The 11,434-nt window shown below is 55.7% G+C and carries 9 protein-coding genes; 3 read left to right on the top strand and 6 right to left on the bottom strand.

The window, feature by feature from the left end; translation table 11 throughout:
- Window positions 1-29 precede the first annotated feature (29 nt).
- Window positions 30-929: an AraC family transcriptional regulator gene (locus OGW17_RS19180; RefSeq protein WP_139267351.1), complete on the bottom strand. Its 900-nt coding sequence runs from the start codon at window positions 927-929 to the stop codon at window positions 30-32.
- A 193-nt stretch (window positions 930-1,122) separates the two neighbouring features.
- Between OGW17_RS19180 and yqhD the strand changes: the two genes are divergently transcribed.
- From yqhD to OGW17_RS19195, 3 genes are all read left to right on the top strand, one after another.
- The gene (gene yqhD / locus OGW17_RS19185; RefSeq protein WP_012135145.1) at window positions 1,123-2,286 is read left to right on the top strand and encodes an alcohol dehydrogenase; all 1,164 of its coding nucleotides are present in this window, start codon (window positions 1,123-1,125) and stop codon (window positions 2,284-2,286) included.
- A gap of 103 nt (window positions 2,287-2,389) precedes the next feature.
- Window positions 2,390-3,217 carry a 2,5-didehydrogluconate reductase DkgA gene (gene dkgA / locus OGW17_RS19190; RefSeq protein WP_012135146.1) on the top strand — a complete coding sequence of 276 codons (828 nt, stop codon included), beginning with the start codon at window positions 2,390-2,392 and terminating at the stop codon, window positions 3,215-3,217.
- A gap of 112 nt (window positions 3,218-3,329) precedes the next feature.
- Entirely contained in the window at window positions 3,330-3,791 is a 462-nt protein-coding gene (locus OGW17_RS19195) for an HIT family protein (protein WP_012135147.1), read from the top strand.
- Between the two features lie 57 nt (window positions 3,792-3,848).
- On the opposite strand, the gene OGW17_RS19200 is transcribed toward OGW17_RS19195, so the two are convergent.
- From OGW17_RS19200 to OGW17_RS19220, 5 genes are all read right to left on the bottom strand, one after another.
- Window positions 3,849-6,020: a YgiQ family radical SAM protein gene (locus OGW17_RS19200; RefSeq protein ID WP_058668114.1), complete on the bottom strand. Its 2,172-nt coding sequence runs from the start codon at window positions 6,018-6,020 to the stop codon at window positions 3,849-3,851.
- 104 nt (window positions 6,021-6,124) lie between these two features.
- On the bottom strand, window positions 6,125-7,537 hold the full coding sequence (gene ftsP / locus OGW17_RS19205; RefSeq protein WP_012135149.1) for a cell division protein FtsP: 1,413 nt from the start codon (window positions 7,535-7,537) through the stop codon (window positions 6,125-6,127).
- A gap of 70 nt (window positions 7,538-7,607) precedes the next feature.
- Complete coding sequence (gene plsC, locus OGW17_RS19210; RefSeq protein WP_047461176.1) at window positions 7,608-8,345, bottom strand: 1-acylglycerol-3-phosphate O-acyltransferase; 738 nt, start codon at window positions 8,343-8,345, stop codon at window positions 7,608-7,610.
- A gap of 240 nt (window positions 8,346-8,585) precedes the next feature.
- The gene (gene parC / locus OGW17_RS19215; RefSeq protein ID WP_012135151.1) at window positions 8,586-10,844 is read right to left on the bottom strand and encodes a DNA topoisomerase IV subunit A; all 2,259 of its coding nucleotides are present in this window, start codon (window positions 10,842-10,844) and stop codon (window positions 8,586-8,588) included.
- A 131-nt stretch (window positions 10,845-10,975) separates the two neighbouring features.
- Window positions 10,976-11,368 carry a YgiW/YdeI family stress tolerance OB fold protein gene (locus OGW17_RS19220; protein WP_012135152.1) on the bottom strand — a complete coding sequence of 131 codons (393 nt, stop codon included), beginning with the start codon at window positions 11,366-11,368 and terminating at the stop codon, window positions 10,976-10,978.
- Window positions 11,369-11,434 lie beyond the last annotated feature (66 nt).

Consider the following 11,434-nt stretch of genomic DNA (forward strand, 5'->3'; position numbering starts at 1 on the left):
GCGCCCACGCTTATCCGGCTTACACATGATTAGCTTCCCTGCATCATTCTCATTCGTGCCGCATCCTCCCCCGGCGTTACGCCAAAATAGCGTTTGAACTCCCGACTGAACTGCGACGCGCTCTCGTAGCCGACGCGCATCGCAGCGGCGCTGGCTTTCATCCCGTCGTGAATGATCATCATCCGCGCTTTATGCAGACGATAGGTTTTCAGGTACTGCAACGGCGAGGTACTGGTAACGGATTTAAAATTATGATGGAACGCCGAGACGCTCATGTTGGCTTCCGCCGCCAGTTGCTCAACGTTCAGGTTCTCGGTGTATTTGGTTTCAATCCGCTTCAGCACCCGGCTAATCAGGCTGAAATGGGTCTGGCGGCTGACCAGCGCCAGCAGCGCGCCGCCACGCGGCCCCATCAGAACGTGATACAAAATTTCGCGAATAATCTGTTTCCCCAGAATGCGCGCATCCAGCGGCCTTTCCATCACATCTAACAGGCGTTCCGCCGCACAAAGAATGTCATCCGACAGCGTGGCGGAGTTAATCCCGCTTGCCGCCATCGACGGTTGAAACAGATCGTCCTCACCAATGTCCATCAGCAACTCCTGCAATTGCAGGATATCAACATTCAGACGAATCCCCGCGAGCGGTACTTCCGGCGTCGCATAAGTTTCACATTCAAAGGGTAAAGGTACTGTCAGCAGCAGATATTCATTGGCATCGTACTGAAATACGCGTTCATTGATATAACCGATCTTATGCCCCGAAAAGAGAAATATGATGCCAGGCTGATACATCACAGGCGTGCGCGACCCCGGCTCCGTGCCGTAGAGCAAACGCACGTCGGGCAGGCAGTCATTCAGGTTGTTTTGATTGTTTATCAGATACTTAATTTTATCTGTCAGCAACAGGCAGATGGCTTCACGGTTCATGGCGCGCTTTTTTCTCATCGGTTTACGACGCGTTGATTGTGCGCAAATTTATCTTTTTTCTCCAGCGCTCTGGAGAAATGGGCAAGACATTGGCAGAAATGAGCATTGAGAGGAAGGCGGCTGGCGACCACAATGTTCACCATCAGGCAGACATTCGCCTGCCCACTTTTTTACCCACATAAGGGAACGAGCAATGAACAACTTTAATCTGCATACCCCAACCCGCATTCTGTTTGGTAAAGGCGCGATTGCCGATCTGCGCGATCAAATCCCTCAGGGCGCCCGCGTATTGATCACCTACGGCGGCGGCAGCGTGAAAAAGACCGGCGTACTGGATCAGGTACATGACGCGCTGAAAGGTCTGGACGTGCTGGAATTTGGCGGCATCGAGCCAAACCCGTCTTATGAAACGCTGATGAACGCCGTCAACATTGTACGTGATGAGAAAGTGACGTTCCTGCTGGCGGTCGGCGGCGGTTCCGTGCTGGATGGCACTAAATTTATCGCGGCGGCGGCGCAATATGACGAAGGCGTGGACCCGTGGCGCATTCTGGAAACCCGTGGCAACGACGTGAAAAGCGCCGTACCGATGGGATCGGTGCTGACGTTGCCGGCAACGGGTTCAGAATCTAACTCCGGGGCGGTGATTTCCCGTAAAACCACCGGCGATAAGCTGGCCTTTATGACACCGTTCGTCCAACCCGTGTTTGCGGTGCTCGATCCGGTTTATACCTACACCCTGCCGCCGCGCCAGGTTGCTAACGGCGTTGTGGATGCATTCGTTCACACCGTTGAGCAGTATGTCACTTATCCGGTTGACGGAAAAATTCAGGATCGCTTTGCCGAAGGTATCCTGCTGACGCTTGTCGAAGAAGGCCCGAAAGCGCTGAAAGAGCCGGAAAACTACGATGTCCGCGCCAACGTGATGTGGGCGGCCACTCAGGCGCTGAACGGTTTGATCGGCGCGGGCGTCCCGCAGGACTGGGCAACGCATATGCTGGGTCATGAGCTGACGGCGATGCACGGCCTTGATCACGCGCAGACGCTGGCTATCGTCCTGCCTGCGCTGTGGAATGAAAAACGCGATACCAAACGCGCCAAACTGTTGCAGTACGCAGAGCGAGTCTGGAATATCACCGACGGTTCCGACGATGCGCGTATTGATGCCGCCATCGCCGCCACCCGCCGCTTCTTTGAGCAAATGGGCGTACCGACTCGCCTGTCTGATTACGGTCTGGACGGCAGTTCCATTCCGGCATTGCTGGCAAAACTGGAAGCGCACGGCGGTACAAATCTGGGTGAACATCAGGACATTACGCTGGATGTCAGCCGTCGGATTTACGAAGCGGCTCGCTAAGGTTTTTTCGCCTCTGGCTTTCGTTTTTGGACATTTCGTCCAGACTTAAGTCACACAACCTCACCGGAGTTTGCTCCGGTGAGATCGCATAAAGGAGGAACGCATGGCTAATCCAACCGTTATCAAGCTACAGGATGGCAACGTAATGCCACAACTGGGCCTGGGAGTCTGGAAGGCAAGCAACGAGGAAGCAATTTCCGCCATTCATAAGGCGTTGGAAGTGGGATATCGCTCCATTGATACCGCTGCGGCGTACAAAAATGAAGAAGGCGTCGGAAAAGCGTTAAAAGATGCCGGTATCGACCGGGAAGAGCTGTTTATTACCACCAAACTGTGGAATGACGATCAGAAACGCCCTCGAGAAGCCTTGCAGGAAAGCCTGGATAAGCTCCAGTTGGATCACCTCGATCTCTATCTGATGCACTGGCCCGTTCCGGCTATCGACCATTATGTTGACGCCTGGGAAGGGATGATTGAACTGCAAAGAGAGGGGCTGGTGAAAAGCATCGGCGTGTGTAACTTCCAGGTAAACCACCTCCAGCGTCTGATCGATGAAACCGGCGTTACACCGGTGATCAACCAGATCGAATTGCATCCGCTGATGCAACAGCGTCAGCTGCATGCCTGGAATGCGACGCACAAGATCCAGACCGAGTCCTGGAGCCCGCTGGCGCAAGGCGGCGCAGGCGTTTTCGATCAGAAAATCATTCGCGATCTGGCGGATAAGTACGGTAAATCTCCGGCGCAAATTGTGATCCGCTGGCATCTGGATAACGGGCTGGTGGTGATCCCTAAATCCGTCACCCCTTCACGTATTGCGGAAAACTTCGACGTCTGGGATTTCCGTCTCGACAAAGACGAATTAAGCGAAGTGGCCAAACTTGACCAGGGTAAACGCCTGGGGCCGGACCCGGATCAGTTCGGCGGCTAACCTTCCTTTCCGGCCCGACATTTCTGTCGGGCTTTTTGACTACCTGGCGGGTTTGGTAGAAAGTGTTGAGTCGGTACGACGCGAATTGTGAACTCAGCAACGGAGAAAAGGAATGAGCTGTATTTTTTGCCAAATCGTTGAGGGTAAAGCCCCCTGCCATAAGATCTGGGAAGACGAGCATCATCTGGCCTTCCTCTCCATCTTCCCGAACACCGACGGTTTTACGGTGGTGATCCCGAAGAAGCATTATCCCAGCTATGCGTTCGACTTGCCGCCGCAGGCGCTGGCCGATCTGATGCTTGCCACCCAAAAAGTGGCAAAAAAGCTGGATAACGCCTTCCCGGATGTGGGACGTACGGGAATGTTTTTTGAAGGATTTGGCGTGGATCATGTGCACAGCAAGCTCAGCCCGATGCACGGCACCGCTAACCTGAGCGAATGGAAGCCTATTGAATCGCGGCAGGCGAAATTCTTTGAACAGTACGAAGGCTATTTGTCATCGCATGACCACGAGCGGGCGGATGACGAAAAACTGGCGGCGCTGGCCGCCAGAATTCGTGAAGCGAACGCGTAATCCGTCCGTTTGCCGGATAGCGGTGCAGGCACCTTATCCGGCAAACAGCTAACGGGTTTAACGTCCGGCTACCTTGCTGCGTTTTTTATTGCTTGCAGGCGTCTGACGCTGATGCGCCACTGGCGTATGCTTAGTCAACGCCGGGCGCGTGTTGCGGTTCTGACGACGGGCTTCACGCATCTCGTCCAGCGTAGGCGCCGGAACCAGACACTCGCGACGACTGCCAATCAGATGCTTTTTCCCCATATCTTCCAGCGCCTGGCGAATCAGCGGCCAGTTCGCCGGATCGTGGTAACGCAGCAGCGCTTTATGCAGACGACGCTGTTTGTCGCCTCTCGGCACCACCACGTCTTCACTCTTATAGCCAATTTTACCCAGCGGGTTTTTCCCGGTGTAATACATGGTCGTTGAGTTCGCCAGCGGCGACGGATAGAAGTTCTGCACCTGATCCAGACGGAAGCGATGGCGTTTCAACCACAGCGCCAGATTCACCATATCTTCGTCCCGCGTACCAGGGTGCGCAGAGATAAAATACGGGATCAGGTACTGCTCTTTCCCGGCCTGTTTTGAGTAAAGATCAAACAATTCTTTGAAGCGATCATAGCTGCCCATGCCCGGCTTCATCATCTTCGACAGCGGCCCTTCTTCGGTATGCTCCGGCGCAATCTTCAGATAGCCGCCCACATGATGGCTCGCCAGCTCTTTGATATAACGCGGATCTTCAACGGCAATGTCGTAACGCACGCCGGAGGCGATCAGAATCTTCTTGATGCCTTTCAGATCGCGGGCGCGGCGATAGAGGTTAATCGTCGGCTCATGGTTGGTATCCATATGCGAGCAGATATCCGGGTACACGCACGACAGGCGGCGGCAGGTTTGTTCCGCGCGCGGCGACTTACAGCGCAGCATATACATGTTGGCCGTCGGCCCGCCGAGATCGGAAATCACACCGGTAAAGCCCGGGACGGTATCGCGGATCGCTTCGATCTCATTGATGATCGAATCTTCTGAACGGCTCTGAATAATGCGGCCTTCATGTTCGGTAATCGAGCAGAACGAGCAGCCGCCGAAACACCCGCGCATGATGTTAATCGAGAAGCGGATCATTTCGTAAGCCGGAATGCGGCTGTCACCGTATGCCGGATGCGGCACGCGCTTATACGGCAGCGCAAAAACGCTGTCCATCTCTTCGGTAGAGAGCGGAATGGCGGGCGGGTTGATCCAGATATAGCGATCGCCATGCTTTTGCATCAGCGCACGCGCGCAGCCAGGGTTGGTTTCGTGATGCAGAATACGCGACGCGTGCGCATACAATACCTTATCGCCCTTCACCTTCTCAAAGGACGGCAGCAGCACGTAGGTTTTCTCCCACGGCTTCGGACGCGGCGGCTGAACGGTCACGGCTTTGGCTTCCTGCTTTTTCGGCGCAACCGGTTTGTTATCCGCGCACGGCAGATCTTCGCCATACGGATGGGGGATCGGATCAATTTTCCCCGGCGTATCCAGACGCGTGGAATCAACCCCACTCCAGCCCGGCAGGGCTTCTTTAACAATAATCGCGGTGTTACGCACATCGCGGATCTGGCCGATCGGCTCCCCCATTGCCAGGCGGTGCGCAACTTCAACCAGCGGGCGCTCGCCGTTGCCGAACATCAGCATATCGGCTTTCGCATCCACCAGCACCGAGCGGCGTACGGTATCAGACCAGTAATCATAGTGCGCGGTACGACGCAGGCTGGCTTCAATACCGCCGAGGATCACCGGCACGTCTTTCCAGGCCTCTTTACAGCGCTGGGTATAGACCAGCGTCGCACGATCCGGGCGCTTGCCCGCCACGTTATCCGGCGTATAGGCGTCGTCATGGCGCAGTCGGCGATCGGCGGTATAACGGTTGATCATCGAGTCCATGTTGCCCGCTGTGACGCCGAAAAACAGATTCGGTTTCCCCAGACGCATAAAGTCATCTTTGCTGTTCCAGTCCGGCTGGGCAATGATGCCGACACGGAAACCCTGCGCTTCCAGCATACGACCGCAAATCGCCATCCCAAAGCTCGGATGATCGACATACGCATCACCGGTAACCAGAATAATGTCGCAGCTATCCCAGCCAAGTTGATCCATTTCGTCGCGTGACATCGGCAAAAAAGGCGCGGGGCCAAAACAGGCCGCCCAGTATTGAGGCCAGGAGAAAAGATCTCTGTCTGGCTGGATCAGGGATATTGCGCTCATAATGCTTCCAAAAAAATGGTAAAAAAATAATCAAAGGCCGGGGATTATATGCCGGAACGAAAGAGAAAGGTATTCACTTCTCGCCCTTGCGGGCGAGGGAAGATTTACGGCGCCGGGTTCACCAGCATTTGTCCGATAGACCCCCGGTCGGCCATTTCCAGCGTCTGGCTGTTGAAGTAGAACGGGAAGTGCGCCCAGGATGGCTGTCCGTAATAAACCAGCAATTCCACCTGTCCGTCCACCCATACCGTATCTTTCCAGCCCCGATCTTCCGGGAACGGCATGGCGCCATTGACGTTGCGGATCAGGAAAGAGACACCCTCAATATGGAAGGGCTGCGGCATATCGGCGCGAACGGTCCAGCGCTCCCAGGAACCTTGCTGGGCGGTGATATCAATGCGGTTGACGTCCCACAATTGCCCATTGATGCCGGGATCGTCCCCGAGGCTGATATCCCGACTGCGAATCGGCGCGCCGCTGACAATCTCCGTTGGCAATAAACGCATCGGCAGGCTGTCAGTCACCAGCGGCAGCAGCCCGGTTGGCCGTAAGGTCAGCACCAGCGTAGAGACCAGAATGCTGGAAGGTTCAAAGAAGCCACGGATGCGATCGACAATACTGGCCGCTTCCCCGCAGGTGATCGACACCTCATCGCCGTTGGTCATATCGACCAGAATTTCCCGGCGTTCACCGGGCGCCAGCGACAGTTGTTTAACGGACACCGGCGCGGGTAAAAGGCCCTGATCGCCAGAAATAACATGCAGCGCGCGACCGTCGCTCATTTGCAACTGGTAACGGCGAGAGTTCGACGCATTCAGCAAGCGCAGGCGTACCCAGCCGCGGGAAACCTCCACGTAAGGACTCTGTGCGCCGTTGACCAGCAGCGTATCGCCAACAAACCCGCCGCTGCCCGGTTCGCTGTACTCCGGCGTACCGAAATTATCCAGCCGCTTATCCTGGATAATGATCGGGAAATCATCCACGCCGTAATGATTGGGGATCGGCAGCGATTTGCTGACCTCATCCTCGATCAGCCACATCCCGGCAAGGCCGTTATAGACCTGCTGCGCGGTACGGTTTGGCGTATTGGCGTGATACCACAGCACGGCGGCGTTCTGACGAATCGGCAATACCGGCGCCCAGTCAGCGTTGGGCGACATCATCCGCGCAGGGCCGCCCATCAGCGGCCCCGGCACCTGCAATCCGCTGACGGTCATGGAGACATTTTCAGTCAGACGGTTGCTGTAGATGAGCTTAACGTCATCCCCTTTCCAGACGCGAATCGTCGGCCCCAGGTAACGCCCGTTAATCCCCCAGACGGGCGCGCGCGTACCCTGCGTAAAGGACCAGTGCGCGCGCTGCAACGTCATAAACAACGGCTGCCCGCGACGGGACTCCAGCAGCGGCGGAACGGGCAGAGGCTGCTGCTGACCGGCTGCATTAGCCTTCAGCGGAACGGCACCGGCACACAGTGCGATCCCCGAAGCCTGAATGAACTGACGCCGACTGAGTGACATATAAGCTCCATTTAAAACAGACAAAGAGTGCGCAGGAAGTCGTTTCCCACAAAAACGCGATCACACTGATTCAGACTTTGCCGGTCGCTTCGCGCTCTGCAATTTCCTGATCGAGTTCTGCAATTTTTTGTTCCATCAACGAGCGGCAATGCGCCGCCAGTTCACGAACCTGATCCTTACCAAACTGGCTGATGTCCACCGGCGGCAGCATCTCTACAATCACCAGACCGTTATTCAGTCGGTTAAGCTTAATTTTATTCGATGTATTGGAAACACACACTGGAATCACCGGAACACCGGCGGCGATAGCGGCATGAAAGGCGCCGGTTTTAAACGGCAGCAGGCCACGGCCACGGCTGCGCGTTCCTTCCGGGAACATCCAGATAGAGATACGGCGCTTTTTAAAATGGCTCACCACTTCTGCGATTGTGCCGTGCGCTTTGGCACGATTATTTCGGTCAATCAACAAGTTACCGGTTAACCAGTACAGCTGGCCAAAAAACGGGATCCAGACCAGGCTCTTTTTGCCGACCGTCACCGTAGGCGGTTGCACAATGTTTGCTGCCGTCACCATATCGTAGTTGTTCTGATGGTTAGCGATATAGATAGCGTTGCCATAGCTTTCGGCATCAGCAGGCTTACGGCACTCCACCTTCAGGCCATAAAGCGGCGCCAGACGGCCAAACATATGGCCAAACGTCGCGACGTGCTTCGGGTTACGCGGGCTGAAAAGGCAGTAGATCGAACCGAAAATGCAGACAAGAATGCAGTAAATAACGGTAATGATTAGACGAAAGATATATAGCATAACAACCTCTGAAGGCCTAAGAGCGTCGCATTCTACGTCACCTGATATCAGGTTAGGGCTTTGTTAAGAGCGGCTCTCTGGAAAAGCGTATTGTTAATCGCAATGCGCGAATAAACAACGGTTTTACGGGAAATTTTATTGTTAATCCGGCCTGACAGCATCGTTAAAACCGCAGGCCGGACAAGGCGTTTACGTCGCCATCCGGCACAATGAGATGGCCTGATGGCGCTTAAAATCGCCTTATTCTTCGCTGTCGCCGTCGCGGGCGCGTCGTGGCGAGTCAATCTCAATACGATCGATGCGCTGCAAACCGCGCATCAGCGTACCGCGACGACCGCGCTCACCGGTCACTTTTTGCAGCTCTTCAGGGCGCAGTTTGATTTTGCGCTTGCCGACATGAATCGTGAGCGTGCTTTGCGGCGGCAGAACGTAGAGCTGGGCCAGCGTATCGTCGCCTCTGGCCGCTTCCGCAGACGGAATGTTGATGATCTTGTTCCCTTTCCCCTTCGACAACTGCGGCAGATCGCTGACCGGGAACATCAACATACGCCCGGCGGCGGTGATCGCCAGCAGCATATCGGTTTCATCTTCAATCACCACCGGCGGCATAACGTGCGCGTTTTCCGGCAACGTGATCAGCGCTTTACCCGCGCGGTTGCGGGCGACCAGATCGTTAAAGGTACAGACGAAACCATAGCCTGCGTCCGAGGCCATCAGCAGTTTCTGCTCATCCCCTTCCATCAGCATATGCTCTACGGTCGCGCCCGGCGGCAGCGTCAGTTTACCGGTCAACGGCTCGCCCTGACCACGCGCCGACGGCAGCGTAATCGGGTCGATGGCGTAGCTGCGCCCGGTCGTGTCGATAAACACCACCGGCTGGTTGCTCTTGCCTTTCGCCGAGGCTTTCCAGCTGTCGCCCGATTTATAGTTCAGACCCTGCGCGTCAATATCATGGCCTTTGGCGCTACGCACCCAGCCCATCTGCGACAGCACGATCGTCACCGGTTCAGACGGCAGCATGTCATGCTCGCTCATCGCTTTAGCTTCTTCACGCTCGCGCAGTGGGGAGCGGCGATCGTCGCCATACGCGTCTGAATCCGCCTGCAACTCTTTCTTCAGCAGGGTGTTCATTTTGCGCTCGGAGGCCAGAATGCCCTGCAATTGATCGCGTTCTTTCGCCAGCTCATCCTGTTCGCCGCGAATCTTCATCTCTTCCAGTTTGGCGAGATGGCGCAGTTTCAGTTCGAGGATGGCTTCGGCCTGAGTTTCCGTGATGCCAAAACGCGACATCAGCGCCGGTTTCGGTTCATCCTCATGGCGGATTATCTCAATCACTTCGTCGATATTGAGAAACGCCACCAGCAAACCTTCCAGAATATGCAGGCGCTTGAGGACTTTCTCCAGACGATAGTTCAGGCGGCGGCGTACGGTATCGCGACGGAACGCCAGCCATTCGGTCAGGATCTCCAGCAGGTTTTTCACCGCCGGGCGACCGTCCAGACCGATCATGTTCAGGTTGATGCGGTAGCTCTTTTCCAGGTCCGTGGTCGCAAACAGGTGGTTCATCACCTGCTCCATATCCACGCGGTTGGAACGCGGCACGATCACCAGACGAGTCGGGTTTTCGTGATCGGACTCGTCGCGCAGATCGTCAACCATCGGCAGCTTTTTGTTCCGCATCTGGGCAGCGATCTGCTCCAGTACGCGAGCGCCGGACACCTGGTGCGGCAGCGCGGTAATCACCACCGCGCCATCTTCTTTTTTCCATACCGCGCGCATACGCACGGAGCCGCGACCATTTTCGTAAATCTTACGGATTTCCGCACGGGAGGTGATGATTTCCGCTTCGGTCGGGTAGTCCGGCCCCTGCACGATATCCAGCACCTGCTCAAGCGTTGTTTTCGGCTGCTCAATCAGGGTGATCGCGGCTTTCGCCACTTCGCGCAGGTTATGCGGCGGAATGTCTGTCGCCATCCCAACGGCGATGCCGGTGGTGCCGTTGAGCAGAATATTGGGCAGACGCGCAGGCAGCATCTTCGGCTCTTGCAAGGTGCCGTCAAAGTTCGGCACCCAGTCCGCCGTCCCCTGACCGAGTTCACTCAGCAGGACTTCCGCGTATTTCGACAGACGGGATTCGGTATAACGCATCGCCGCGAAGGATTTCGGATCGTCCGGCGCGCCCCAGTTCCCCTGCCCGTCAACCAGCGGGTAACGGTAAGAGAACGGCTGCGCCATCAGCACCATCGCTTCATAACAGGCGCTGTCGCCGTGCGGATGGTATTTACCCAGCACGTCGCCGACGGTACGGGCGGATTTTTTAAATTTGGCGCTGGCGTTCAGCCCCAGTTCAGACATCGCGTACACGATGCGACGCTGAACCGGCTTCAGTCCGTCACCAATAAACGGCAACGCCCTGTCCATGATGACGTACATGGAGTAGTTCAGATAGGCGTTTTCCGTGAATTCATGCAGCGCAAGGCGCTCTGCCATATCGCTCATTAATCGTGGTTCCTCAACTGTTAGCCTGAACAATAACCCAGTATCCGTCAGGCAATATTGCCGCAGATACTACCTTATCTGGCGCGTTGAGTCACAAAGAAAAAGGGCCGCGAGTGCGGCCCTGATGGGGTTTATTTGGCGACTTTGGTGATTTGCTTCACGTCGATTTCAACGGAATTCCAGTCTTTATCCACTTCGCCCTGGATTTCAACCAGGTCCTGCGGCGTTACGGTAACGCCGTTCCAGCGTTTGTGGTCGATATCGACATTCACCGTCCCGGTGGCATCCTTGAACAGATACAGATCGTCGGAGATACGCTCAACGATGTTACCGCGCAGGGTGACCCAGGCGTCATCACGCATTGATTTCGCGCTTTCTACGGTCGTATTACTCCCGTTCGGGCCAACAAACCCGCCGCCCTGACTTTGCGTCGCCGTCGGGCCAGAAAATCCACCTTGCTGAGCCGCCAGAACCGGAGCGGAACACAACGCCATTACGGCAACCATTGCAGCCAATTTTTTCATGACTCTCTCTCCCTTTTTACGCTGTTTCGTCTCAATTAAATAAGGTAATCCTTAACAACTTCTTAA

The organism is Citrobacter sp. CK181 (assembly GCF_030333595.1).
In the GTDB taxonomy this organism is placed as follows: Bacteria; Pseudomonadota; Gammaproteobacteria; order Enterobacterales; family Enterobacteriaceae; genus Citrobacter_B; species Citrobacter_B koseri.